Here is a 25,581-nt window from a genome sequence, read left to right on the forward strand (position 1 = left end):
TACGGGGGGCGGATGACTGCCGGGGACGTCCTGCCGCCCCCGCCGGGCGGGCCCGGGGCGGGTCAGTAGTTGGACAGACGGCGGGGGCCGAGGTCGGTACGGGCCGGGGGCGGCGAGAGCCGGACGCTCGCGCCGAGGACGGTCAGCCCGTGGGTCGCGACCACCACCGGCTCCAAGGAGAGCGAGACCACCTCGGGGTGGTCGTCGACCAGCCGGGAGACCCGCAGCAGCAGCTCCTCCAGCGCGGCGGTGTCCACGGGCGCCGCTCCGCGCCAGCCGAAGAGGACCGGGGCCGCCTTGATGGACCGGATCAGTTCGGCGGCGTCACGGTCGGTGGCGGGGACCAGGCGGTGCGCGGTGTCGCCGAGGAGCTCGGAGGGTGCGCCGGCCAGGCCGAAGGAGAGGACGGCGCCGGCCGCCGGGTCGATGGTGGCCCGTACGACGGTGTCGACGCCGCGCGGGGCCATCGACTGCACGACGGGCCGGAGCTCGGCGGGCTGGCCGAGCAGGCCGGTCAGCTCGCCGTACGCCCGCCGCAGCGCGGCCTCGCCGTCGAGGTCCAGGCGGACTCCGCCGAGGTCGGCCCGGTGACGCAGATGGGGCGCGGTGGTCTTCAGCGCCACCGGGTAGCCGAGCCGCGCCGCCGCGGCGACGGCCTCCTCAGGACCGGGGGCCGGCAGGGTCGGGCGGACCGTGATGCCGTAGCGGGCCAGGAGCTCGCGCGCCTCGTCGTGTTCCAGTGGCCGGCCGCGCGGATCGGGGTCCGGGCCGAGCAGGGTCTCGATGAGGGCGGCCGCGGCCGGCTCGTCGATGGTGTCGTCGAGGAACTCGGGCACCTTCCCCGGTACGGCGGTCTCGCGTCGCCACTGGGCGTACCGCACGGCCTCCGCGAGCGCCCGGACGGCGCGTTCGGCGGCGGGGTAGGCGGGGATCCGGCCGAGGGGGCGGGGTGCTACGGGGGCATCTCCGGCAGCGTTCTCGGGGGCTGCCTCGGTGGCGGCGGCAGTACGGGCAGTGGTGGCGGGGGGTGCCGGTACCGCGAGGGCGGGCGGCGGCGGCGCCGGACGCTGTTGCGCCACCGTGCTGGTCGCGGCGGCCAGCGCCTCCGCGAGGCCGCCCATCTCCACATGGACCACGGCCACCGGCTTGGCGGGGCCGGACGCGGCCGCCGCGTGCAGGGCCGTGGCCAGGACCTCCCCGTCCCCCGACTCCGCCTCGCCGTTCTCCCCCACCCACGGGATCGCCGTCACGACGACCGCGTCGCAGCCGCCGTCGGCCAGCGCCTCGGCCAGCGCTTCCCGGAAGTCCTGAGGGGTGGCGGCCGTGGTGAGGTCGATGGGCGGGCGCGGTCGCAGCCCCTCCGCCAGGCAGGCGTCGTACGTGAGCAGCCCGAGCGACTCCGAGTTGCCGAGGATCGCGACGCGCCCGCCCGCGGGAAGCGGCTGGTCGGCCAGGAGCAGTCCCGCGTCGACCATCTCCGTCACCGTGTCGACGCGGATCACGCCCGCCTGCCGCATCAGCGCGGACACCGTCGCGTCGGGGATCCGGCTGACGGGGACCGCGTGACCGGGGGGTGTGGAGCCGCTGTGCCGGGCACCCTTCACCACGACCACCGGCTTCACGGCCGCGGTCCGCCGGGCGAGCCGGGTGAACTTGCGGGGGTTGCCGAGCGACTCCAGGTACAGCAGGGCGACGTCGGTGTCCGGGTCCTCGAACCAGTACTGCAGGAAGTCGTTGCCGGAGATGTCGGCGCGGTTGCCGGCCGAGATGAAGGTGGAGAGCCCCGCGCCTCGCCGGTAGAGCCCGGAGAGCAGGGCGATGCCGATCGCGCCGGACTGGGTGAACAGGCCGATGCGCCCGGGGGCGGGCCGCTCGGGCGCGAGGGAGGCGTTGAGCCGGACCGCCTCGGAGTTGTTGATGATGCCGAAGGCGTTCGGGCCGATGATCCGCATGCCGTACGCGCGCGCCTGGCGCACCAGTTCGCGCTGGCGCTCGCGGCCCTCGGCGCCCCACTCGGCGTACCCGGCGGACAGGACGACGAGTCCCTGGACGCCGTGTTCTCCGCAGTCCGCGACGGCCTCGGGCACCCGCTCCGCCGGGACGGCGACGACGGCGAGGTCGACGGATTCACCGATCTCGCCGAGGGAGCGATGGGCGGGCACGCCGTCGATCGTGGCCTGGTCGGCGGCGAAGGCGCGGTTCACGGCATAGGCGCGGCCGGTGAAGCCGGCGCCCAGGAGGTTGCGCAGGACGGTGCGGCCGACGCCGCCGGGGGTGCGGCCCGCGCCGATGACGGCGACGGAGCCCGGGGCGAGCAGCCGCTGCACGGAGCGGGCCTCGGCGCGCTGTTCCCGGGCGCGCTGGACGGCCAGCGACTCGGCGGTCGGTTCGAGGTCCAGGGTGAGGTGGACGGCGCCGTCCTCGAAGCTGCGCTGCTGGGTGTAACCGGCGTCCCGGAACACCTTGATCATCTTGTTGTTGGCGGGCAGCACCTCGGCCGCGAAGCGGCGGATGCCGCGCTCGCGGGCGACGGCCGCGATGTGCTCGAGCAGGGTCGAGGCCACGCCCCGGCCCTGGTGCGCGTCCTGGACGAGGAAGGCGACCTCGGCCTCGTCGGCCGGGGCCGTGGCGGGCCTGCCCTGCGCGTTGATCCGGTCGTAGCGGACGGTGGCGATGAACTCGCCGCCCACCGTGACGGCCAGCCCCACCCGGTCGACGTAGTCGTGATGGGTGAAGCGGTGGACGTCCTTGGCGGAGAGCCGGGGGTAGGGGGCGAAGAAGCGGTAGTACTTCGACTCGTCGGAGACCTGCTCGTAGAAGCTGACCAGCCGTTCGGCATCGTCCGTGGTGATGGGCCTGATGCGCGCGGTGCCGCCGTCGCGGAGCACCACGTCCGCCTCCCAGTGATCGGGGTAGGCGTGATGCGGACTCTGCTCCGGAGAGGGCTGCATGGCCAAAGCGTACGGCTCCGCCAGCGGTCGCGTGGGTGCCGGGGCGGGGGCAGTGTGAGGGTTGCCGGGCGACGGTGCGGCGTGGTGGGAAGGGGGCGGCGGGTCGGCCGGAGCATCGCGCACTGCATGAGAGACTGGTCTAGACAACCATTGATTCGTGAAGGGCAGAACCATGGCTGAGCGCCGCGTCAACGTCGGTTGGGCCGAGGGCCTGCACGCCCGCCCCGCTTCCATCTTCGTCCGTGCCGCCACGGCTTCCGGCGTCCCCGTCACCATCGCCAAGGCCGACGGCAACCCGGTGAACGCGGCCTCCATGCTCGCCGTGCTCGGTCTCGGCGCGCAGGGCGGCGAGGAGATCGTGCTCGCCTCCGACGCGGACAACGCCGAAGCCGCCCTGGACCGCCTGTCCAAGCTGGTCGCCGAGGGGCTCGACGAGCTTCCGGAGACCGTCTGATCCCGTCGGGTCACGCACTGCGGGAATTCCCGCGCGAGAGCCGCGGCACCCTTGACGGGGAGCCGCGGCTTTTTCGTACGGACACATGCGCTCGCGTCACCGCACGGCTCCGCCATCAATGAATTCGGGCAGCGAAAAGAAAGCCCTGCGGAATGCCTATTCTTTGTATACGGCGCAATTGTTAATGCCGGCCGCTCGGGGTGTTTACGACATGTTGCGAAGTCCTCACCCGGGCGGCGTCCGGCCGGCCGGGGCGGCGCAGCCGGTACGCGGCGGTGGCCCGCTCGGCGTGCTGGGCGGTCAGCGCCCTCGCCCTCTCCGCGTCGCCGCGCGCCACGGCGTCCACGATCGCTCCATGCTCGGCCCAGGAATCGGCCGGACGGGCCGGCTGCTCGATCGTGTACATCCAGGCGGTCTTGTGCCGGAGCTGGGTGAGCAGCGCGATCAGACCGGGACTGCCGGAGGCCTGCGCGAGGGTTTCGTGGAACCAGCCACCCAGGGAGCGCAGGTCCTCGCCCTCGCCCCGGCGGGCGCGCTCCTGACCGAGCCTCACCAGGCCGCGCAACACCTTGAGGTGCGCGTCCGTGCGGCGGTGGGCGGCGCGGGCCGCGCCGAGCGGCTCCAGCAGCGTCCGGACCTCCAGGAGGTCGGCGGCCTCCTGCTCGGTGGGCTCGGCGACGCAGGCTCCGGCGTGCCTGCGGGTGACCACGAATCCCTCGGATTCCAGGGTGCGCAGCGCCTCCCGTACCGGGACGCGGGAGACCCCGTACCGGCGTGCGAGCACCTCCTCGGTGAGTCGGCTGCCGCGTTCGTAGACACCCTGGACGATGTCCTCACGGATTGCCGTGCATACCGAATGCGCCGGAATGCGCATGTCCGAACCTCCGCCTTAATCCCCGCGAAACGCGGCCGATCGACGCCTGCCCTGCGACTCTATTGCAATGCGGTCGCATTTCCGACGGCGGGTGGAAATTCATGAATATCTTTTGGTCTCCGGCCACCCGGGCACACCGGTGCGTGCAGCCCTCCGGTACGCGGAGACGGCGAAGACCCCGGCGTGATGCCGGGGTCTTCGAGTCTTCGGAACGGCTGTCCGGGGATCGGCTGTTCCGGGTGGGTCAGGAGGGTCAGACGAAGACGCCGTGGGCGCGCAGGTAGGCGACCGGGTCCATGTCGGAGCCGTACGAGGGTGTGGTGCGGGCCTCGAAGTGGAGGTGCGGGCCGGTCGAGTTGCCGGTGGAGCCGGAGAGGCCGATCTGCTGTCCGGCGCCGACGCTCTGGCCGACGGACACGCCGATCGACGAGAGGTGGCCGTACTGGGTGTACGTGCCGTCCGTCATCCGCAGCACGATGTTGTTGCCGTATGCCCCGCCCCAGCCGGCCTCGACGACCGTGCCCGAGCCGACGGCGACGACGGAGCTCCCGGACGCGGCGTGGAAGTCGATGCCGGAGTGGCTTCCGGAGGACCAGAGCGAGCCGCTGGACTTGTAGCCGGTGGTCACGTACGAACCGGCGACGGGAAGCTGGAAGGCGCCGAGCCGGGCGCGTTCGGCGGAGCGCGCGGCGCGGGCGGCGCGCTCACGGGCCTCCTCGGCGCGGGCGACGGCCTTCGCCCTCGCGGCGGCCTTCGCGGCGGCCTTGGCTTTGGCGTCGGCCTTCGCCTTCGCGGCGGCCTTCGCCTTCTTGGCCTCGGCCTCGGCCTTCTTCTCGGCGACGTCGGCCTGGTGCTGCTGCGCGTCCGCCTGCGCCTCGATCCGGTCGGCGAGCACGTTCTCGATGGCGATGACCTGGGTGAGGCCGGTCTCGCCGGCGGCGGGGGTCTCGGTGTCCGCGGCGAGGGCCGGCGAGGCAAGTCCGCCGATGACGCCGGTGGTGGCCAGGGTCGCGATGCCGATGGCCTTCGCGCCGCTGCGCGTCAGACGGCCCGGGGCACGGTGCTTCCCGGAGGCACGGGTGAACGCCATGAAGTGGCTGGTCCTTTCCTTCCTTCTCGCCTACCGGGTTAGCTGACGGGTTCGGAGCAGGAAGGTCTCCTACGGATCCACCCGCCTCGTACGAGGCGCGGGCATCCGATTCACCCCAGGGACTGCGTGGGTCCCCGGCTCCCCGGGCTCGCGCCTGACGGGGACTCGGCGATGACTGCCCGGTACGTCGCGGATGCGGCATACGAGTGACGGACAGCGGAGCCGACGCTAGGCGGGGGCGCTTGCCCGCACCAAACGGACAGGCCGTTTTGTCGTGTATCCCACAGGGCAGACAGGCAACCTCTCCCGCAAAGCGGGCAAAAGGGAAGACCCCGACGGAGTCCGCTCCGTCGGGGTCTTCCTTTTGCCCCGGTATCAGGGGAAGTGGCCGCGGCCGTCAGTTCAGCCGTCAGCCGGTAACGACCGACACCTCACCGATGCCGAGGGCCCTGACGGGCTCCGCGATCTGCGAGGCGTCGCCGACCAGGACCGTGACCAGCCGGTCGCCCGGGAAGGCGTTGACCACGGCCGCGGTCGCCTCGACCGTGCCGGTCTCCGCGAGGCGCGCGTACAGCTGTGCCTGGTAGTCGTCCGGGAGGTGCTGCTCGACCTGGTCGGCGAGGGTGCCCGCGACGGAGGCAGCCGTCTCGAACTTCAGCGGGGCGACGCCGACGAGGTTCTGCACGGCCGTCTCGCGTTCGGCGTCCGTCAGCCCTTCGGCGGCCAGGGTCCGCAGGACCTTCCACAGGTCCTCCAGGGCCGGGCCGGTGGACTCCGTGTCCACGGAACCGCTGATGGCGAGCATCGCGGCACCCGTCGCCCCGGACGCGGAGCCCGGGGCCGAGGAGCGCAGGACCTGGGCGAAGGCCCGTACGCCGTAGGTGTAGCCCTTCTCCTCGCGCAGCACCCGGTCGAGCCGGGAGGTGAGCGTGCCGCCCAGGCAGTACGTGCCGAGCACCTGGGCCGGCCAGACGCTGTCGTGCCGGTCCGCGCCGATCCGGCCGATCAGCAGCTGCGTCTGCACAGCGCCGGGGCGGTCCACGATCACCACGCGGCCCGTGTCGTCGGCGGTGATCGGCGGGACGGGCCAGGGCTCGGCGGTGTTGCCCGACCAGTCCCCGAGGGTGTCGGCGAGCAGCGCGTCCAGGTCGATGCCCGTGAGGTCCCCGACGACCACGGCGGTCGCGGTCGACGGACGGACGTGCGCGTCGTAGAAGGCGCGCACGGCCGCGGAGTCGATCCGGGCCACGGTCTCCTCGGTGCCCTGGCGGGGGCGCGACATACGGGCCGTAGCCGGGAAGAGTTCCTTGGAGAGCTGCTTGGCGGCACGGCGGGCCGGGTTGGCCTGCTCGTGCGGGATCTCGTCCAGCCGGTTGCCCACCAGCCGCTCGATCTCGCTGTCGGTGAAGGCGGGAGCCCGCAGCGCCTCGGCGACCAGGCCGAGCGCCTTGGCCAGCCGCGAGGCCGGAACCTCCAGGGAGACCCGGACGCCAGGGTGGTCGGCGTGGGCGTGCAGGGTGGCACCGCAGCGTTCCAGCTCGGCGGCGAACTCCTCGGCGCTCTGCTTGTCGGTGCCCTCGGACAGCGCTCGGGACATGATCGTGGCGACCCCGTCCAGGCCCTCGGGCTCGGCGTCCAGAGGGGCGTCGAGGAAGATCTCGACGGCGACGACCTGCTGGCCGGGGCGGTGGCAGCGCAGCACCGTGAGGCCGTTGGGCAGGGAGCCGCGCTCGGGCGCGGGGAAGGCCCATGGCCTGGCCACGCCGGGGGCGGGCTGCGGGTGGTACTCCATCGGAACTCCAGTCGCGGCAGCGTCGGTCACTTGTCCGCTCCTTCGTGCGCGTCGGTGTCGGTGGCGGCGTCCGCCTCTTCGGCGGCCTCGGCGGGCGCGAGCGGCTCGTAGACCAGCACGGCCCGGTTGTCGGGCCGCAGCTGGGCCCTGGCGGCCGCCTTGACCTCCTCCGCGGTCACGTCGAGCACCCGGTGCACGGCTGTCAGGGCGAGCTGCGGGTCACCGAACAGCACGGCGAACCTGCACAGTTCATCGGCGCGGCCCGCGACCGTACCGAGGCGGTCCAGCCACTCGCGCTCCAACTGGGCCTGGGCACGCTCCATTTCTTCGGGCGTGGGGCCTTCCTCGGCGAACCGGGCCAGCTCCTCGTCGACCGCGGTCTCGATCTGCGCCACCTCGACGCCGCCGGACGTCTTGACGTCCAGCCAGCCGAGCGAGGGCGCGCCCGCGAGCCGCAGCAGCCCGAATCCGGCCGCGACGGCCGTCCGGTCGCGGCGGACCAGGCGGTTGTGCAGCCGGGACGACTCGCCGCCGCCCAGCACGGTCAGTGCGAGGTCGGCCGCGTCGCACTCGCGCGTGCCGTCGTGCGGCAGCCGGTAGGCGGCCATCAGCGCACGCGCCGGCACCTCCTCGCGGACCTCCTCGCGCAGCTGGCTGCCGATGATCCCGGGGAGCGTGCCGTCGCGCGGCGGCTGCTTGCCGTCGTGCGAGGGGATGCTGCCGAAGTACTTCTCGATCCAGGCGAGCGTCCGCTCGGGGTCGATGTCGCCGACGACGGAGAGCACCGCGTTGTTGGGCGCGTAGTACGTACGGAAGAAGGTCCGCGCGTCCTCCAGTGTCGCCGCGTCCAGGTCGGCCATCGAGCCGATCGGGGTGTGGTGGTACGGGTGGCCCTCCGGGTAGGCGAGGGCCGTCAGCTTCTCGAACGCGGTGCCGTACGGCACGTTGTCGTAGCGCTGGCGGCGCTCGTTCTTGACGACGTCACGCTGGTTCTCCATGGACTCGTCGTCGAGCGCGGCGAGCAGCGAGCCCATCCGGTCGGCCTCGAGCCACAGGGCCAGCTCCAGCTGGTGCGTCGGCATCGTCTCGAAGTAGTTGGTCCGCTCGAAGCTGGTGGTCCCGTTGAGGGAGCCCCCGGCGCCCTGCACCAGTTCGAAGTGGCCGTTCCCCTTGACCTGGCCGGAGCCCTGGAACATCAGGTGCTCGAAGAGGTGAGCCAGGCCGGTGCGTCCCTTGACCTCGTGGCGCGAACCGACGTCGTACCAGAGGCACACCGCGGCGACCGGGGTCAGATGGTCCTCCGAGAGCACCACGCGCAGGCCGTTGGCCAGACGGTGCTCGGTCGCTGTCAAGCCGCCGGAGCCGGCCTCGGCTGTGGCCGTGTGACCCATGGGCATGTACGTCCCTTCGATCGCGATACTGGATGCTGGTTTCGAGAAGTTGATGCGAGACCTGCCACTGTAAGCAAGCGCACCGGCACCTGGCGAAGTTCCCGTGTCGCGAAAGTTCGCGGGAAAGAGGGTCCCGGGCACCTCGGGACGGGGTGCGGAACGCCCTTTGGGACGGGTCGAGGTCCGGGTTGTCAGTGGGGCGGTCCACAATGGTGCGCGTCAGAACCTGAGGTTGCCCGAACAGAATCCGTGAAGGAGTCGCAGCAGCGATGGCCCGCCGCAGCACGAAGACCCCGCCGCCGGTCGACTTCGAGGAGAACATCCTCGACATCGACGTCGTCGACGAAATGCAGGGCTCCTTCCTCGAGTACGCGTACTCGGTGATCTACTCACGGGCCCTGCCGGACGCCCGTGACGGCATGAAGCCGGTGCACCGCCGCATCGTGTACCAGATGAACGAGATGGGCCTGCGCCCGGACCGCGGCTTCGTCAAGTGCGCCCGCGTGGTCGGCGAGGTCATGGGCAAGCTGCACCCGCACGGCGACGCGTCGATCTACGACGCGCTGGTGCGGATGGCCCAGCCGTTCTCCATGCGGCTCCCCCTCGTCGACGGACACGGGAACTTCGGCTCGCTCGGCAACGACGACCCGCCGGCCGCCATGCGGTACACCGAATGCCGGATGGCCGACGCGACGTCACTGATGACGGAGTCGATCGACGAGGACACCGTCGCCTTCCAGTCGAACTACGACGGCCAGGAGCAGGAGCCGGTCGTCCTTCCGGCCGCCTATCCGAACCTCCTGGTCAACGGGGCGACCGGGATCGCCGTCGGCATGGCCACCAACATGCCCCCGCACAACCTGGGCGAGGTCATCGCGGCCGCCCGGCACCTCATCAAGCATCCGGGCGCGGACCTGGAGACCCTGATGCGGTTCGTGCCCGGTCCCGACCTGCCGACCGGCGGGCGGATCGTGGGGCTCGGCGGCATCAAGGACGCGTACGCGGGCGGTCGCGGCTCGTTCAAGATCCGCGCCACCGTGGCCGTGGAGAACGTCACACCGCGCCGCAAGGGCGTGGTCGTCACCGAACTCCCCTTCACCGTCGGCCCGGAGAAGGTGATCGCCAAGATCAAGGACCTGGTCTCGGCGAAGAAGCTCCAGGGCATCGCCGACGTCAAGGACCTCACCGACCGCTCGCACGGTCTGCGCCTGGTCATCGAGATCAAGAACGGCTTCGTCCCCGAGGCCGTGCTGGAGCAGCTCTACAAGCTGACGCCGATGGAGGAGTCCTTCGGCATCAACAACGTGGCGCTGGTCGACGGACAGCCGCTCACGCTCGGCCTCAAGGAGCTGCTGGAGGTCTACCTCGACCACCGCTTCGACGTGGTGCGCCGGCGCAGCGAGTTCCGGCGGACCAAGCGCCGCAACCGGCTGCACCTGGTCGAGGGCCTCCTGATCGCCCTGATCGACATCGACGAGGTCATCCGCCTCATCCGTTCCAGCGACAACTCGGCGCAGGCCAAGGAGCGGCTCATCGAGCACTTCTCGCTGAGCGAGATCCAGACCCAGTACATCCTGGACACGCCGCTGCGCCGGCTGACCCGGTTCGACCGGATCGAGCTGGAGAGCGAGCGGGACCGGCTCGACGCCGAGATCGCCGAGCTGACCGCGATCCTCGACTCGGACACCGAGCTGCGCAAGCTCGTCTCCACCGAACTGGCGGTGGTCGCGAAGAAGTTCGGCACCGACCGGCGCACAGTGCTGCTGGAGTCGGCGGGTTCGCAGGTCGCGTCCGTGCCGCTGGAGGTGGCGGACGACCCGTGCCGGGTGCTGCTGTCCTCGACCGGCCTGCTGGCGCGTACGGCCAACGACGACCCCATCGTGTTCGCCGAGGACGCCAAGCGGGCCAAGCACGACGTGATCGTCTCGGCGGTGCCGGCGACGGCGCGCGGCGACGTCGGCGTGGTCACGTCGACCGGGCGGCTGTTGCGGCTCGCGGTGATCGATCTGCCCCAGCTGCCGGACACCCATGCGGCGCCCAGCCTGTCGGGCGGGGCGATGGTCGGCGAGTTCCTCACCCTGGAGGCGGACGAGGAGGTCGTCTGCCTCACCACCCTCGACGAGTCCTCGCCCGGGCTGGCGATCGGCACCCTGCAGGGCGTCGTGAAGCGCGTGGTGCCCGACTACCCGGCCAACAAGGACGAGCTGGAGGTCATCACGCTCAAGGACGGTGACCGGATCGTCGGGGCGGCGGAACTGCGGACGGGCGAGGAGGACCTGGTCTTCATCACTTCGGACGCGCAACTGCTGCGCTACCCGGCGGCGCAGGTGCGCCCGCAGGGGCGTCCGGCCGGCGGAATGGCGGGCGTGAAGCTCACCGCCGGAGCGGAGGTGCTCTCGTTCGCCGCGGTGGATCCGGCGGTGGACGCCATGGTGTTCACGGTCGCGGGTTCGCACGGCACGCTGGACGATTCGGTGCTGACGTGCAAGCTCACCCCGTTCGACCAGTATCCGCGCAAGGGCCGGGCGACCGGTGGGGTGCGCTGTCAGCGGTTCCTGAAGGGCGAGGACGTGCTGGTCTTCGCCTGGGCGGGTGCCACGCCTGCCAGGGCCGCGCAGAAGAACGGCACGCCGGCCTCGCTGCCCGAGCCCGATCCGCGGCGCGACGGTTCGGGGACGCCGCTGGAGAGCCCGGTCGCGGTGATCGCCGGCCCCGTGTAGGCCGCGGGCCCGGCGGCTTCGGCGCTACGCGTCGTCGCCGGGCTGTTGCACGTACCGCAGGACGCCCCACATGGATCGCTCGTGTGCGGCGTCCTGCGTCGTTTCCCGCCCCGGCTCCCCCGGCGTGCGGCACCCCTCCAGCTCCTTGCGCAGGGCCTGGGCGTCGATCCCGGAACCGATGAGTACGAGCCGGGTCAGCCGCTGCTCGCCGCGTGCCCAGGGCCTGGGGGCGAACCGCAGGAACCTGCCGACGGCGTGCACCCCGTACGCGTGGTCCGCGTCGCCCGTGCCGAAGTCGACGTAGCCCTTGATCCGGTAGAGGCCGCCGGGCCGGGAGTCCAGGAACTCCATCAGCCGGCGGGGATCCATCGGCGCGGCGGAGGTGAAGTCGACGCTCTCGTACGCGGTGTGCAGATGTTCCCCGTGCTCCTCGCCGGTCTCCCACGCCCGCTCTTCCAGGTACAGGTCCTCGAAGGTGAGCTGCCGCGCCTTCTCCTCGCCGTCGGGCCGCAGCGCCGGGTCGAAGAGCAGCTCAGGGTCGATGCGTCCGTACGTGGCGGGCACGACCGCCGCCACGCTGCCGGTCGCCGCGACGGCCTCCCGGACGCGCGCCTGCTCCCCCTCCCCGGCCCGGTCCGTCTTGTTCAGCACGACGAGGTCGGCGACGGCGAGATGGCGGTCGATCTCCGGGTGGCGTGCGCGGGTGGCCCCGAACTCGGCGGCGTCGACCACCTCGACCAGTCCCCCGTACAGGATGTGCGGGTTGTCGCTGGCCAGGAGCATCCGTACGAGTTCCTGGGGTTCCGCGAGTCCGCTCGCCTCGATGACGATCACGTCGAGGCGGGCGGCGGGCCGGGTCAGCGTCTCCAGATAGGTGTCCAGTTCGCTCGCGTCGACCGCGCAGCACAGACAGCCGCCGCCCAGCGAGACGGTCGAGCCGACCTGCCCGGAGACGGTCATGGCGTCGATCTCGATGGACCCGAAGTCGTTGACGATCACACCGATGCGGTTTCCCCCGCGATGGCGCAGGAGGTGGTTGAGCAGCGTCGTCTTGCCGGATCCGAGGAACCCCGCGAGGACGATGACGGGGATCCGGCGGCCGGGGGGCGGGGGCGACGCGTTCAACGGAGGGCCTTCCTGCGGTGTCGGAGACCGCCCGGCAGCCTCTCAGACTGCCGGGACCGGCTGCGGCGGGGGCGGGCCGACATAGCGGGCCGCCGGGCGGATGATCTTCGAGTCCTCCGCCTGCTCCAGGATATTGGCGCTCCAGCCGACCACCCGCGCCGTGCAGAAGGTGGGGGTGAACATCTCGCGCGGCAGCCCGCAGAGCTCCATGACCACTCCCGCGTAGAACTCCACGTTGGTGTGCAGTTCGCGCCCCGGCTTGAGCTCGGCGAGGATCGCCTCGACCTGCCGTTCCACCTCTACGGCAAAGTCCACGAGCGGGCCGCCGAAGCCCTGGGCGATGGACCGCAGCATGCGTGAGCGCGGGTCCTCGGTGCGGTAGACCGGGTGCCCGAAGCCCATGATGCGGTCGCCGGCGAGCACGCGTTCGCGGATCCAGCCGTCGATGCGGTCGGGAGTGCCGATGGCGTCCAGGGTGTCGAGGGCGCGGCTGGGCGCGCCGCCGTGCAGCGGCCCGGAGAGCGCGCCGACGGCGGCCACCAGGCAGGCGGCGACGTCCGCGCCGGTGGAGGCGACGACACGGCCGGTGAAGGTCGAGGCGTTGAAGCCGTGGTCGACGGTGGAGATCAGATACTGCTCGACGGCCCGGACCCGGTCGGCGTCCGGTACGGAGCCGGTCAGCATGTAGAGGTAGTTGGCCGCGTACGGCAGGTCGTCGCGCGGCTCCACCGGTTCGAGGCCGCGGCCGAGCCGGTGCAGGGCGGTCAGCACCGTGGGGACGGCGGCGCACGCGGTCAGGGCGTCGGCGCGGCGCCGGTCCGTGTCGATGTCGTACACCGGCCGGAATCCGGCCGAGGCGCCGAGCAGGGAGAGTGCCGTGCGCAGCCCCGCGAGCGGGCCTGACAGGGCGCCCGCCCGGGCTATGGCGGGCAGCGCGTCGCGGACCTCGGCGGGCAGGCGGCGCAGCCCTGCGGTACGGGCGGCGAAGTCGGCGCGGGCCGCCGGACCGGGCAGCTCGCCCTCGGTCATCAGGTACCAGACGTCCTCGAAGCTGCGGCTCTGCGCGAGCTCGATCGCCGAGTACTGACGGTAGTGATAGAAGCCCTCGCGGCCCCGGACGTCACCGAGGGCGGTGTCGGTGACGACGACGCCCGCAAGGCCCCGGGGGATGTCGAGCGGTGGTGTGGCGGTGCTGGTCGTCATTGCTTCCTCCAAGGACCTTGCGCCGGGCACCGTTTCGGCTCGGATGTTCCGGCGACTGATCTGCGGCGACTGCTGGCATTGATTCGACTGTCCATGCTTGACTTGTGTTCTGTCAATGTTGATTGAATCAATATGGATACGGTGGACAGCATGACGGATCAAGCAGGCGCGGCCGGCTTCACCGGCCCGCCGACCCCACGGCTCACCACACGGGAGACGGCGGAACGCCTGGGCGTGAAGCCCGAGACGGTGTACGCGTACGTGAGCCGGGGCCAGCTCAGCAGCAGCCGCGCCCCGGGTGGGCGGGGGAGCACGTTCGACGCGGCGGAGGTCGACGCCCTCGCGCGCCGTACCGGGCGCAGGGAACCCGCCGCCGCGGCGGGCGCCCTGTCGTTCCCCACCGGCATCACGCTCATCGACGGGGACCGGTACTTCTTCCGGGGCGTGGACGCCACGGAGCTGGCCCTGTGCCATGCGTACGAGGAGGTCGCGGAGTGGCTCTGGACCGGGGAGCTGCGGCCCGGCATCCGCTTCACGGCGCCGGCCGAGGCGCTCGCCGCGGCCCGCCGGGCGGTCGGCGCGCTGCCGTCGCACTGCGGGCCGACGGACCGGCTGCGGGTGGCGGTCGTCGCGGCGGCGGCAGCGGATCCGCTCCGGTTCGACCTGTCGCGCGAGGCGGTTCTGGGTGGCGCCCGGAGCCTGATCCCGACCCTGGTGGCGGCGCTGCCCACGGTCGCGGAAGGGGACGGGGACGGGGACGGGGACGGGGACGGGGAGACGGTCGCGTCCGCCCGGCTGGCGCGTCAACTATGGCCGAAACTCACCGGCCGCCCGGCCGACGAGGCGTCACTCACAGTCCTGGACACCGCACTGGGCCTGCTGATCGACCACGACCTGGCCGCCTCCACCCTCGCGGCGCGGGTCGCCGCCTCCGCGCGCGCCCATCCGTACGCCGTGGTCTCGGCGGGCCTCGGAGTGCTGGAGGGCCCCCTGCACGGCGCCGCGAGCGGGCTGGCGCACCGCATGCTGACCGAGGTCCTGGAGCGGGGCGGAGCGGCTCCGGTGGTCGCGGACCATCTTCGCAGCGGACGCCGAGTACCGGGACTCGGGCATCGGCTCTATACCGGCGAGGACCCCAGGGCCCGCGCCCTGTTCGACCTGCTCGCCGAGGTGCCGCGGGCCGAGCCCGCCCTGGCGGCCGCCCGCGACGTCGTCTCCACGACCGCCCGGCACACGCCCCTGCACGCCAATGTCGATCTGGCGCTCGCGGTCCTGTCCGTCTCCTCGGACATGGCCGTGGAAGCGGGAGAGACGGTGTTCGCGGTCTCCCGCACGGCCGGCTGGATCGCGCACGCCCTCGAGGAGTACGGGGAGCCTCCGCTGCGCATGCGTCCCAGCGGTCAGTACACGGGTCCTCAGCCACCCCAGCCGCTACCTGCCGCCATCACGCAATAGACGATTACCGCAGCGCAAATCGGCGACGATCAGCGGGAAGCGCTGCGCGGGGGCTGGGCCGTCGAGCCGCGCACGACCAGCTCCGGCTCGAAGAGCAGCTCGTCGGAGGGGACCTTGCGGCCTCCGATCTGCACGGTGAGCAGTTCGACGGCGGCCCGCCCCATGGCCTCGATCGGCTGGCGGACGGTCGTGAGCGGCGGCTCGGTGCAGTTCATGAACGCCGAGTCGTCGTAGCCCACGACGGAGACGTCCTGGGGCACCGAGAGGCCCCGGCGGCGCGCCGCCCGGACCGCCCCCAGGGCGAGCGGGTCGCTGGCGCAGATGAAACCGGTGACCCCCTCCTCCAGCAGTCGCATGGCCGCCGCCTGGCCGCCTTCCAGCGAGAACATCGCCCGGGCCACCCACTCGTCGGGAATGGCCGTGCCGGACGCCTCGGCGAGCGCCCGGGCGGCGGCCAGTTTGCGCTGCGAGGGCATGTGGTCGGAGGGGCCGAGCACCAGACCGATGCGCTCATGGCCCAGCGAGACCAGATGACGCCAGGCCTGCTCGACGGCCACGGAGTCGTCGCAGGAGACGCAGGGGAAGCCGAGGTGGGCGATGGCCGCGTTGATCAGGACGACGGGGATCTTACGGTCGGCCAGCACCTTGTAGTGGTCGTGCGGGGCGTCGGCCTGGGCGTAGAGGCCACCGGCGAAGACCACGCCCGAGACCTGCTGCTGGAGCAGCAGCTCGACGTAGTCCGCTTCCGAGACCCCACCCGTGGTCTGGGTGCACAGCACGGGCGTCAGGCCCTGCTGTGCGAGTGCGCCGCCCACCACCTCGGCGAAGGCGGGGAAGATCGGGTTCTGCAGCTCGGGCAGGACCAGCCCGACCAGGCGGGCCCGCTCACCGCGCAGCTGGGTCGGGCGCTCGTAACCGAGCACGTCCAGCGCGGACAGGACGGCCTGCCGCGTGGCGTCGGAAACGCCCGGCTTGCCGTTGAGTACCCGGCTGACCGTGGCCTCGCTGACCCCAACCTTCTGTGCCACCTGAGCAAGTCGTCGCGTCATGTGTGCAAGATTAGCGCAAGAAGCGCAAGCTAATTGCGTGGAACGGGAAACGAGACGAATTTCGGAAAGCACCGGAATGCCCTCTACCGTTCATACGATGAGCGCCCCACCGCCCACGACCAGGAGACCGCGCCGGCTCGGCTGGCCCCAGCGGGTCTTCTCGCAGGTACTGCTGATGCAGCTGGCCATCGCCACCGGCGTCACCGTACTCGCCACCGGGCTGTTTCTGGCACCCCTCAGCGCCCAACTCGACGACCAGGCGATGCGCCGGGCCCTGTCGATCGCGCAGAGCACGGCCGCCCAGCCGCAGATCGCCGAAGGGCTGCTCACCACCGACGCGACGCCCCGGGGCCCGGTGCAGGCCGCCGCGGAGCGGATCAGGCGGGCCACGGACGCCGAGTACGTCGTCGTGATGGACCGCCGCGGGGTGCGCTGGTCACACCCTGACCGTTCCCGGATCGGGCAGGTCGTCTCCACCGACCCCGGCAGGGCGCTCGAGGGCGGCGAGGTGATGGAGATCGACAGCGGCACGCTCGGACGCTCCGCCCGGGGCAAGGTGCCGTTGCGCAACGCGTCCGGACACGTAGCCGGTGCGGTCTCCGTCGGGATCGCGTACGACAACGTCCGCGCCCGGCTCCTCGCGGCGATTCCCGGCCTGCTCGCCTACGCGGGCGGGGCGCTCGCGGTGGGTGCGCTGGCCGCGTATCTGATCTCCCGGCGCCTGCAGCGGCAGACACACGATCTGGCCTTCTCCGATATCGCCGCGCTGCTGACGGAGCGCGAGGCGATGCTGCACAGCATCCGGGAGGGGGTCGTCGCACTCGACCGCGGCGGCCGCATCCGCCTGCTGAACGACGAGGCGCAGCGGCTCCTCGGGGTCGGGCCCGAGGCGTCGGGCCGTCCGCTGGCCGAGGTGTTCGGCACCGGGCGGACCACCGATGTGCTGGCCGGTGACGTGGCGGGCGAGGACCTGCTGACCGTCCGCGGCAGCCGGGTGCTGCTCGCCAACCGCATGCCGACAGCCGACGGAGGAGCTGTCGTCACCCTCCGCGACCGCACGGAACTCGAACACCTGGGCCGCGAACTCGACTCCACCCGCGGGCTGATCGACGCCTTGCGCGCCCAGGACCACGAGCACGCCAACCGCCTCCACACGCTGCTCGGCCTGCTGGAGCTGGAGCTGCACGAGGATGCTCGGGAGTTCGTCACCGAGGTCGTCGGCGTCCACCGGGCCACCGCGGAGCAGATCACCGAGAAGGTCCACGACCCTCTGCTGGCCGCGCTGCTGGTCGGCAAGGCGACAGTCGCCGCGGAGCGCGGCGTGGCGCTGCGCATGGCCCCCGGCACCCTGCTCCCGGACCGGCTCGTCGACCCGCGCGGGCTGGTGACGATCGTCGGCAACCTGGTCGACAACGCCCTGGACGCGGCCGCCGGATCGGCCGGCGCCCTGATCGAGGCGGGCCTGCGCGCCGAGGGCCGTACGGTGGTGCTGCGCGTACGCGACAGCGGCCCCGGCGTCCCGCCCGGTCAGCGTGAGTCGATCTTTACGGAGGGCTGGTCGACGAAGGAACTCCCGGCGCACGGCAAGCGCGGCCTCGGCCTCGCGCTGGTGCGGCGTCTGGCCGAGCGGCAGGGCGGCAGCGTGAGGGTGGGCACCGCGGACGAGGGCGGGGCGACCTTCACCGTCGTACTCCCCGAGGCCATCTCCGAAGACGAATCCGACAAGGCGGGAGCGGCGCAGTGATCGAGGTCCTGGTCGTCGACGACGACGTCCGTGTCGCGCGGATCAACGCCGCCTACGTCGCGAAGGTGCCCGGCTTCCGGGTGGCCGCCCAGGCGCACTGCGCCGCCGACGCGCTCGCCGCGGTCGAGGCGGGCCCCGTGGACCTGATCCTGCTTGACCACTACATGCCCGACCGCAGCGGGCTGGACGTGGTGCGGGAACTGCGCAGCCTCGGCCACCGCACCGACGTGATCATGGTGACGGCGGCGCGCGACGTCGCCACGGTCCAGGAGGCCATGCGCCAGGGCGCGCTGCAGTACCTCGTGAAGCCGTTCACGTTTGCGGGGCTGCGGACCAAGCTGGAGGCCTACGCCGCACTCCGCCACACCCTGGAGAGCGGCGGCGAGGCCGAGCAGGGCGAGGTGGACCGGCTCTTCGGGGCCCTGTGGGCAGCGGGCGAGCCCGATCTCCCCAAGGGACACTCGGCCACGACGGCCGAGCTCGTCCGCACGGCGCTCCGCGGCGCCGAGGGCCCGCTCTCCGCCCAGGAGATCGCGGACAGTGCGGGAATGAGCCGGCAGACGGCCCAGCGCTACCTCAAGCTGCTGGAGCGGTCGGGACGCGTCCGGCTGACCCTGCGGTACGGCGAGACGGGGCGCCCCGAACACCGCTATGCGTGGGTCCCCGGCGGCCGATGACCGCGGCGGCCGGCCCTGCGCTCGGGGATGCTCCGCGTCGTAGGCGCTCTGGCCGAGCCCGATGCCGGGGTTGCGGCCGGCGCAGGCGCGGACTCCCCGTCACACCGCTCCGGCTCCCGTCAGCGCACGCACCTCCGTCTCGGCGTGCTTGGCCTCGTCGGGCGGCTCGACCGAGGTGACCGTGCCGGCCCAGCCGGCCAGGAAGCCCAGCGGGATGGAGACCAGGCCGGGGTTCTCCAGCGGGAAGAGCTGGAAGTCCACACCGGGGAACAGAGACGTGGGACTGCCGGACACGACGGGCGAGAGCAGGACGAGCAGGACAGCGGGAAGCAGACCGCCGTAGACGGACCACACCGCCCCGCGCGTGGTGAACTTCCGCCAGAACAGTGAGAAGAGCAGCACCGGCAGGTTCGCGGATGCGGCGACCGCGAAGGCCAGGCCCACCAGGAACGCCACGTTCAGATCCTGCGCGAGCAGTCCCAGTCCGATGGCGGCGACCCCGATCCCGGCCGCGGCGACCCGTGCCACGGCGACTTCGCTGTACTGCCGGGAACCCGGCCGTCTGAGCGAGGCGTAGAGATCGTGGGCGACGGACGCGGACGAGGCGAGGGTGATACCGGCGACGACGGCGAGGATGGTCGCGAAGGCCACCGCCGCGACCACGGCGAACAGAATCGTTCCCCCCGTCGAGCCCTCGCCGCCGCCGAGGACGAGGGCGAGCAGCGGAACGGCCGTGTTCCCGGCGGGATTCGACTCTCGCACCTCGGCCGAGCCGACCAGCGCCGCGGCTCCGAACCCGAGCACGATCGTCATCAGGTAGAAGCTGCCGATGAGGCCGATGGACCAGACGACGGACCGGCGGGCGGCACGGGCGGTGGGCACGGTGTAGAAACGCGACAGGATGTGCGGGAGGCCCGCCGTGCCGAGCACCAGGGCCAGCCCCAGACTGATGAAGTCGACGCGTGCCGTCCAGCTCCCGCCGTAGCGCAGCCCGGGCGAGAGGAACTCCTTGCCGTGACCACTGCGGCCGGCCGCGGAGTTGAGCAACTCGTTGACGTTTCCGTGGAAGTGGACCAGGACCAGCACGGTGAGCACCACGGTGCCCGACATCAGCAGGACCGCCTTGACGATCTGGATCCAGGTGGTGGCGCGCATTCCGCCCAGCGACACGTAGACCACCATGAGTGCCCCGACGCCGATGACCGTCCAGGACCGCGCGGCTCCGCTCGTTCCGCCGAGGAGCAGGGCGACGAGACTGCCCGCCCCCACCATCTGCGCCACCAGGTAGAGCACGGAGACGGTGACGGACGATGTCCCGGCCGCGATCCGGACGGGACGCTCCGCCATGCGCGCCGCCACCACGTCGGCGAGGGTGAACCGCCCGCAGTTGCGGACGAGTTCCGCTACGAGCAGCAGGACGACGAGCCAGGCGACCAGGAAGCCGACCGAGTAGAGCATGCCGTCGTAACCGTAGAGGGCGATCACCCCGGAGATACCGAGGAACGATGCGGCCGACATGTAGTCGCCGGCGATGGCAAAACCGTTCTCCATGGGCGAGAACAGCCGCCCGCCCGCGTAGAACTCCTCGGCCGAACCCTGCCGGTTGCGGCTCACCCAGGTCGTGATGCCCAGGGTGACGGCGATGAAGGCGCTGAACAGCAGGAGCGCCAGGGTCTGGTGGTTCCCGCTCAACGTCCGATCCCCCGCGTCATCTCCTGGGTGTCCCAGCGCAGATCGAGCGCGGCCCGGTCCCTGCGCAGCCGTGCGTGCCGGGCGTACGCCCCGGTGAGCAGGAACGTGGTGAGGAACTGCCCCAGCCCCGCGACCATGGCCACATTTACCGCTCCGGCCACCGGGCGGGCCATCAGGGCGGGTGCGGTGACCGCCGTGACGACATAGGCGAGGTACCAGACGAGGAAGGCGAGGGTGGCGGGGACGACGAATCGCCGGTACCGGCGGCGCACCTCCTGGAAGGCCTCGCTGCGCTGAACCTCCAGGTAGATCTCCGCGGCACTGGGGCCGCGCCCGGGTGCGGCGGCGCCGGGCGGCGCGACGGGCGCGAAGCTTCCCGTTCCGTCCAGTTCCCCCCATCCGGAGGCCAGCGCGTCGTACCACGGGTCGTCGAGCCGCATCCCTGCGGCCTCGCGTCCTGCTTCCTTCTCCACCGAACAACTCCCCTGATCCACGGACCACTTCGGCCGCGTACCCAAGAATGGTCAGATCGGGAAGATCCCGGGCACTTCATTCCTCAGACTTCACCTCTTCAGGTGAAGGATGTCCCGGGCGGCCGTGCGATTCCTCGAACGTACGCATAGCGGACCGCCTGGGCCCGGTCACGGAGCCCCGCCTTGGCGAACAGGTTGTTGATGTGGCTCTTCACCGTGGCCTGCGAGATGTGGAGGCTGCGGGCGATCTCGCCGTTGGACATCCCCTCGGCGATCAGCACGAGCACCTCGGCCTCGCGGGGGGTCATCCCGTCGGGCAGCTCCGGCTCACCGCCGTCCGCACGCGGCGGGCCCTCGGTGACCTGTTCCAGCAGACGGCGCTGAATGGCGGGCGAGAGCCCCGCCTCGCCCGAGAGCACGGCATGGACGGCCCGCACGATCTCGTCACCGCCGGCGTCCTTCGTCAGATAGCCGCGGGCCCCCGCCCGGAGCGCCGGGAAGAGCGAATCGTCGTCGTCGAAGGTCGTCAGCACAACGACCTGCGTGCCGGGGAAGTCCCTGCGGATCCGGCGTGTCGCCTCCACCCCGTCGCAGCGGGGCATCCGCAGGTCCATCAGGACGACATCCGGCGCGTGCTCGGCCACGAGGGCGACGGCCTCCTCCCCGTCCTTCGCCGATCCGACCACCTCGATCCCGGGCAGCAGCCCCAGCAGCATCACGATTCCCTCACGCACCACCGACTGATCGTCGGCGACCACCACTCGCGCGCTCACGCGGGCACTCTCAGACTCACCACGAACCCCTCCTCGCCGGGACCGGCCTCCAGGCTGCCGCCCAGCAGTTCGGCACGCTCCCTCATCCCCAGCAGACCGTAGCCGGAGCCACTGACAGCGAGGTCTCCGCCGCCACCGTCCCCTCCCGAATCGCTGACCTCCAGGGCGACCGCGTCCGGCTCGTACGCCAGCCTGATGAGCACTCCGGCCCCCGGCGCGTGCTTGCGCACATTGGTGAGCGCCTCCTGCGCCACGCGCCGGATCGTCTGTGAGGCCTCGGCGGTCAAGGTCCGCCGCTCACCCTCCACCCTGACCTCGACCGGCTCGGCCCCCACCAACTGCCGCAGGAACTCCTCCACGGGCGACACCTCGCCTCGTAGGGCGGACAGCGCCTGCCGGGTCTCCGCGAGCCCCTCACGGGCCATGGAGCGGGCCGCGACGACCCGCTTCAGCACCTGGTCGCGGAACTCCCCCGCCGGCTCCCTCTCGATCAGCAGCCGCGCCGCCTCGAGGTGCACCAACTGCGCGGAAAGACTGTGTGCGAGCACGTCATGGATCTCCCGGGCGATCCGGGACCGCTCGTCCAGCGCCGCCGTTTCGGCTTCCGCCACCCGGGCCGCCCGCTCCTGAGCCAGGAGCCGCTGCGCGCTTCCCCGGGCCTCGGCGTCCAGTCGCAGCACATACCCCGCGAGACAGAGCCCTCCCGTGGTCACGGCCGCGGTCCTCCAGTCGTCGCTCCCCACCACGGCGTACGCGCCGAGCGCCACGGCCGTGGCCGGAACACCGGCCGACAGCGGCAGCCGCTCCAGGGCCGTGACCGCGCAGCCGCACCAGAGCACCACGGCAGGCACGTCGGCCCCGGCCCGCTGCGCGCCGAACGCCGCCAGCATCAGCAGGGCCAGCAGACCGAGCGAGGGCCACAAGCGGTTCTCCAGGGTGGTCCGGAAGAAGGCCACGGCGACCGCCGCACATCCCGCGACGCCGGCCAGACCGACCACCGTCTCCCACGGGCCGAACAGACCGCCCGTGAAGGTCCCCCACAGCATCGCGGTGAGCAGCCCGGCCCTCACGCACCACCCGATCACGGCCCGTGACCGGGTGCGGGTCTCGCGCGAGAGCGCCTCCCTCGAAGGCCAGCTCGTCCAGGCAGCGGGTGTCACACACGGTCCTTCCACGTCGGCCGGAACAGCGCGCTCCCGGCGGGGCCACGGCCCGCGCCCTCGGCAGGAGCACCGCCCGTCTGCGCCATCCCTGCGGCCCGCAGGGCCAGCGCACCGCTGCGCACCAGGAGAGTGACCGCGAGAGCCATCATCAGGGCCGGGCCGCCCTGATGTATGCCCATGGCCGCGCCGAGCCCGTACAAAGCCGCTCGCAGGACCAGTCCACCGGTCCAGACGCAGACGGTGGCCCTGGTGCCCTTGCTCCACAGCGTGCCGTCCTCCGCGCGCCAGAGCCGGCTGGTCCAGGCCCAGCCTGCGCCGGTGACCAGACCCACGGCCAGTTCGGCTCCCAGGACGACGACGGACAGCCCCTCATGGTGCGGATCCACGAGTCCGGGCTCGCGCAGAGCCATGACGAGCAGCACGCCCGGCAGGACCCACCAGCGGCGGTCGCCCGAGATCCGCTGCGCCGAGCACTGGCGGACCACGACGACAACGATGACCGCGATGACCACCAGGACATTGACGAGCCCGGACATGGGCGCCTCCGTTTTGCGGGAAGTTCTTTCACTCCGACGCTACGGAAACGGCCTGCTCAGCGGATCGGCTCACGGGTGGATCACGGGTGGAGCCGTGGTCTCCACCCGTGGGTGGAGACCACGGCTCCGTGCTGCGGGATGCCGGGATGGACGCGGGCTCAGACGTCGATGCGCGAGCGGTCCAGAGTGGCCGCCGAGCTGGTGATGAACTCCTTGCGAGGCGCCACTTCGTTGCCCATCAGGAGATCGAAGACCTTCTCCGACGATTCCAGGTCGCCGATGTTGATCCGCCGCAGCGTGCGGTGGCGAGGATCCATCGTCGTCTCCGCCAGCTGGTCGGCGTCCATCTCACCGAGACCCTTGTAACGCTGGATCGAGTCCTTGTACCGGACGTTCTTCCGCTGGAGCTCCAGCAGCCGCTGGCGCAGCTCGTTGTCCGAGTACGTGTAGATGTACTTGTCCTGCCCCTTCTTCGGCTGGACCAGCTCGATCCGGTGCAGCGGGGGCACCGCGGCGAAGACCCGCCCCGCCTCGACCATCGGACGCATGTACCGCTGGAAGAGCGTCAGCAGCAGGATGCGGATGTGGGCCCCGTCCACGTCGGCGTCCACCAGCAGCACGATCTTGCCGTAGCGGGCGGCGTCGATGTCGAAGGTCCGGCCGGACCCTGCTCCTATGACCTGGATGATCGCCCCGCACTCGGCGTTCTTCAGCATGTCGGAGACGGATGCCTTCTGAACGTTGAGGATCTTGCCGCGGATCGGCAGCAGCGCCTGGAACTCGCTGTTCCGTGCCAGCTTGGCGGTGCCGAGCGCGGAGTCGCCCTCCACGATGAACAGCTCACTGCGCTCCACGTCGTCACTGCGGCAGTCTGCGAGCTTCGCCGGCAGCGAGGAGGACTCCAGAGCCGTCTTGCGACGCTGCGCGTCCTTGTGCTGGCGGGCGGCGATCCGGGTGCGGGCGGCTGCCACCGCCTTCTCCAGAACGGCCCTGGCCTGGGCCTTCGCGTCCCGCTTGGTGGAGGTCAGGAACGCCTTGAGCTCCTTGGCCACGACGTTGGCGACGATCCGGTTGGCCGCCGAGGTGCCCAGCACCTCCTTGGTCTGCCCCTCGAACTGGGGCTCCGCCAGCCGGACGGTCACAACCGCGGTGAGCCCTTCCAGCGCGTCGTCCTTGACGATGTCGTCCTCGGCGACGCGCAGCATCTTCGCGGAGCGGAGCACCTCGTTGACCGTCTTGGTCACCGAACGTTCGAACCCGGATACGTGCGTGCCGCCCTTGGGGGTGGCGATGATGTTGACGAAGGACTTCAGATTGGTGTCGTATCCCGTGCCCCAGCGCATCGCGATGTCGACGACCAGCTCCCGGGTGACCTCGGTCGCCGTCATGTGCCCGACCTCGTCGAGCACCGGGACGGTCTCCTTGAAGGTGCCCTGTCCGGTCAGGCGCAGGACGTCGCAGACGGCCTTGTCCTGGGCGAGGTACTCGCAGAACTCGCTGATCCCGCCGTCGTAGCGGAACGTCTCCTGCGACTTGCCCTCTCCGTCCAGGCCGCGCTCGTCGTGCACGACGATGGTGAGGCCGGGGACGAGGAAGGCCGTCTGGCGGGCCCGCTGGTGCAGCGTCTCCAGGTTGAGCTTGGCGTCCTTGAGGAAGATCTGCCGGTCTGCCCAGTACCGCACCCTCGTGCCGGTGCGCGCCTTCGGGACCCGCTTGCCCTTGAGCAGCCCGTTGGCCGGGTCGAAGGGGCTGTCCGGCCCCTGCTCGGTGAACATGCCCGGCACCCCGCGCCGGAAGCTGATCGAGTGGGTCGCGCCGTGGAGATCGACCTCGACGTCGAGCCGGGCGGAGAGGGCGTTGACGACGGAGGCGCCGACCCCGTGCAGACCGCCGGAGGCGGCGTAGGCGCCGCCGCCGAACTTGCCTCCGGCGTGCAGCTTGGTCATCACGACCTCGACGCCGGACAGGCCGGTCTTGGGCTCGATGTCGACCGGGATGCCCCGGCCGTTGTCCCGCACCTCGACGGAGGCGTCGTCGTGAAGGATGACCTCGATGTGATCGCAGTACCCGCCGAGGGCCTCGTCGACGGAATTGTCGATGATCTCCCAGAGGCAGTGCATGAGGCCGCGGCTGTCGGTGGACCCGATGTACATGCCGGGGCGCTTGCGAACCGCTTCGAGCCCCTCGAGTACGAGCAGGTGCCGCGCGGTGTAGTTGGAACCGTCTCGGTCTGCTCCGGTCAGCAGCGCAGTGGACGGCACGGACGTATCGGCGGTCACGCGGTTCGCTCCTCGCTGAATTTCATTTGGGGCCCAGTGGGTCACGGGCTCGGCTTCGGTCACCGCTGAGAGGGTACCGAGGCCTGGTAGAGCGGGTGTAACGCCACCCTCGGAGAACGCTCACACTAGTCCAGCCTCGC

Annotated in this window: 19 protein-coding genes and 1 riboswitch; of the genes, 5 read left to right on the top strand and 14 right to left on the bottom strand. The window is 71.6% G+C overall.

Annotation, left to right across the window (positions count from 1 at the left end; genetic code table 11):
* Window positions 1–62 precede the first annotated feature (62 nt).
* Complete coding sequence (locus ABTX18_RS30305; protein WP_352125981.1) at window positions 63–2,951, bottom strand: bifunctional acetate--CoA ligase family protein/GNAT family N-acetyltransferase; 2,889 nt, start codon at window positions 2,949–2,951, stop codon at window positions 63–65.
* Window positions 2,952–3,123: 172 nt separating this feature from the next.
* On the opposite strand from ABTX18_RS30305, the gene ABTX18_RS30310 reads away from it, so the two are divergent.
* On the top strand, window positions 3,124–3,405 hold the full coding sequence (locus tag ABTX18_RS30310) for an HPr family phosphocarrier protein (RefSeq protein WP_136327836.1): 282 nt from the start codon (window positions 3,124–3,126) through the stop codon (window positions 3,403–3,405).
* Window positions 3,406–3,586: 181 nt separating this feature from the next.
* On the opposite strand, the gene ABTX18_RS30315 is transcribed toward ABTX18_RS30310, so the two are convergent.
* From ABTX18_RS30315 to ABTX18_RS30330, 4 genes are all read right to left on the bottom strand, one after another.
* Complete coding sequence (locus tag ABTX18_RS30315) at window positions 3,587–4,279, bottom strand: GntR family transcriptional regulator (RefSeq protein ID WP_352125982.1); 693 nt, start codon at window positions 4,277–4,279, stop codon at window positions 3,587–3,589.
* 253 nt (window positions 4,280–4,532) lie between these two features.
* Window positions 4,533–5,369, bottom strand: a complete 837-nt coding sequence (locus ABTX18_RS30320; protein ID WP_352125983.1) for a M23 family metallopeptidase — start codon at window positions 5,367–5,369, stop codon at window positions 4,533–4,535.
* 13 nt (window positions 5,370–5,382) lie between these two features.
* A riboswitch (cyclic di-AMP (ydaO/yuaA leader) is annotated at window positions 5,383–5,550 on the bottom strand.
* Window positions 5,551–5,778: 228 nt separating this feature from the next.
* On the bottom strand, window positions 5,779–7,161 hold the full coding sequence (locus ABTX18_RS30325; protein ID WP_352126069.1) for a M16 family metallopeptidase: 1,383 nt from the start codon (window positions 7,159–7,161) through the stop codon (window positions 5,779–5,781).
* A gap of 26 nt (window positions 7,162–7,187) precedes the next feature.
* Complete coding sequence (locus ABTX18_RS30330) at window positions 7,188–8,558, bottom strand: M16 family metallopeptidase (RefSeq protein ID WP_352125984.1); 1,371 nt, start codon at window positions 8,556–8,558, stop codon at window positions 7,188–7,190.
* Window positions 8,559–8,821: 263 nt separating this feature from the next.
* Between ABTX18_RS30330 and ABTX18_RS30335 the strand changes: the two genes are divergently transcribed.
* Window positions 8,822–11,272, top strand: a complete 2,451-nt coding sequence (locus tag ABTX18_RS30335) for a DNA gyrase/topoisomerase IV subunit A (protein WP_352125985.1) — start codon at window positions 8,822–8,824, stop codon at window positions 11,270–11,272.
* 24 nt (window positions 11,273–11,296) lie between these two features.
* Here ABTX18_RS30335 and ABTX18_RS30340 read toward each other — a convergent pair whose 3' ends face one another.
* Window positions 11,297–12,397, bottom strand: coding sequence for a CobW family GTP-binding protein (locus ABTX18_RS30340; protein WP_352125986.1), 1,101 nt, complete (start codon window positions 12,395–12,397; stop codon window positions 11,297–11,299).
* 42 nt (window positions 12,398–12,439) lie between these two features.
* Window positions 12,440–13,600 carry a citrate synthase gene (locus ABTX18_RS30345; protein ID WP_352125987.1) on the bottom strand — a complete coding sequence of 387 codons (1,161 nt, stop codon included), beginning with the start codon at window positions 13,598–13,600 and terminating at the stop codon, window positions 12,440–12,442.
* A 150-nt stretch (window positions 13,601–13,750) separates the two neighbouring features.
* On the opposite strand from ABTX18_RS30345, the gene ABTX18_RS30350 reads away from it, so the two are divergent.
* Entirely contained in the window at window positions 13,751–15,055 is a 1,305-nt protein-coding gene (locus ABTX18_RS30350; protein WP_352125988.1) for a citrate/2-methylcitrate synthase, read from the top strand.
* Between the two features lie 29 nt (window positions 15,056–15,084).
* Here ABTX18_RS30350 and ABTX18_RS30355 read toward each other — a convergent pair whose 3' ends face one another.
* Entirely contained in the window at window positions 15,085–16,104 is a 1,020-nt protein-coding gene (locus ABTX18_RS30355; protein ID WP_352125989.1) for a LacI family DNA-binding transcriptional regulator, read from the bottom strand.
* Between the two features lie 97 nt (window positions 16,105–16,201).
* On the opposite strand from ABTX18_RS30355, the gene ABTX18_RS30360 reads away from it, so the two are divergent.
* Window positions 16,202–17,848 (top strand): sensor histidine kinase, encoded by a 1,647-nt coding sequence (locus tag ABTX18_RS30360; protein WP_352125990.1) that lies wholly within the window; start codon window positions 16,202–16,204, stop codon window positions 17,846–17,848.
* On the top strand, window positions 17,845–18,525 hold the full coding sequence (locus ABTX18_RS30365) for a response regulator (protein ID WP_352125991.1): 681 nt from the start codon (window positions 17,845–17,847) through the stop codon (window positions 18,523–18,525). Before ABTX18_RS30360 ends, ABTX18_RS30365 begins: the two co-directional genes overlap by 4 nt.
* 99 nt (window positions 18,526–18,624) lie before the next feature.
* Here ABTX18_RS30365 and ABTX18_RS30370 read toward each other — a convergent pair whose 3' ends face one another.
* From ABTX18_RS30370 to ABTX18_RS30395, 6 genes are all read right to left on the bottom strand, one after another.
* Window positions 18,625–20,217 carry a monocarboxylic acid transporter gene (locus ABTX18_RS30370; RefSeq protein WP_352125992.1) on the bottom strand — a complete coding sequence of 531 codons (1,593 nt, stop codon included), beginning with the start codon at window positions 20,215–20,217 and terminating at the stop codon, window positions 18,625–18,627.
* Entirely contained in the window at window positions 20,214–20,657 is a 444-nt protein-coding gene (locus ABTX18_RS30375; RefSeq protein WP_352126070.1) for a DUF485 domain-containing protein, read from the bottom strand. Before ABTX18_RS30375 ends, ABTX18_RS30370 begins: the two co-directional genes overlap by 4 nt.
* 131 nt (window positions 20,658–20,788) lie before the next feature.
* Complete coding sequence (locus ABTX18_RS30380) at window positions 20,789–21,463, bottom strand: response regulator transcription factor (RefSeq protein WP_352125993.1); 675 nt, start codon at window positions 21,461–21,463, stop codon at window positions 20,789–20,791.
* On the bottom strand, window positions 21,460–22,623 hold the full coding sequence (locus ABTX18_RS30385) for a sensor histidine kinase (RefSeq protein ID WP_352125994.1): 1,164 nt from the start codon (window positions 22,621–22,623) through the stop codon (window positions 21,460–21,462). The genes ABTX18_RS30380 and ABTX18_RS30385 overlap by 4 nt, the downstream gene beginning before the upstream one ends.
* Window positions 22,620–23,162: a DUF1453 domain-containing protein gene (locus tag ABTX18_RS30390; protein ID WP_352125995.1), complete on the bottom strand. Its 543-nt coding sequence runs from the start codon at window positions 23,160–23,162 to the stop codon at window positions 22,620–22,622. Before ABTX18_RS30390 ends, ABTX18_RS30385 begins: the two co-directional genes overlap by 4 nt.
* Before the next feature lie 158 nt (window positions 23,163–23,320).
* A complete protein-coding gene (locus tag ABTX18_RS30395) occupies window positions 23,321–25,441 on the bottom strand; it encodes a DNA gyrase/topoisomerase IV subunit B (RefSeq protein WP_352125996.1) in 2,121 nt (706 codons plus the stop codon).
* Between the last annotated feature and the right edge of the window lie 140 nt (window positions 25,442–25,581).

It is taken from the genome of Streptomyces sp. NPDC096323, from assembly GCF_040302845.1.
Taxonomy (GTDB): Bacteria; Actinomycetota; Actinomycetes; order Streptomycetales; family Streptomycetaceae; genus Streptomyces.